The organism is Pseudomonas sp. 2822-17 (genome assembly GCF_002742485.1).
Lineage (GTDB): Bacteria > Pseudomonadota > Gammaproteobacteria > Pseudomonadales > Pseudomonadaceae > Aquipseudomonas > Aquipseudomonas cyclaminis.
The window spans coordinates 1-392 of sequence record NZ_LJRZ01000905.1 but is presented as its reverse complement, the minus strand read 5'-3'; the positions used below and the strand labels follow the sequence as shown (position 1 = coordinate 392).

Below are 392 nucleotides of genomic sequence, written 5' to 3'. Positions count from 1 at the left end.
GTCTATATCTATTGATGAAGGGAAAGGGTACGCCTACATTTCCTTAAAAAGAAAGCTAGATTTAGATAATCGTTCCATGTCCAAGAGAGTGATTGGATCGTGTTGCGGAAAAAGTAGACAGTTTTATTTTAGTAGCGATGTAAAAACGGCAAAAACGATTTTTTCCAAGACAAAAATAAGTGCTGATCAAATTATTCGATTGATGGATTTGTTAGAGACGGCTTCATTGGATTTCCACGAGACAGGGGGCCTCCATAATGGTGCCCTCTGCACTGTGGATGAAGTCATAGTTTCTCGATCAGATATAGGACGTCATAATGTCTTAGATAAAATCTTTGGTTATTGTTTGAAAAATAATGTTCCCTTGAAAGATAAAGTGATCGCATTTAGTG

At 37.0% G+C, this 392-nt stretch carries 1 protein-coding gene; it reads left to right on the top strand.

Features of this window, described 5'->3' with window-relative positions:
- On the top strand, positions 1-392 hold a 392-nt coding region (locus AOA60_RS29655), incomplete at both ends, for a formate dehydrogenase accessory sulfurtransferase FdhD (RefSeq protein ID WP_178075435.1).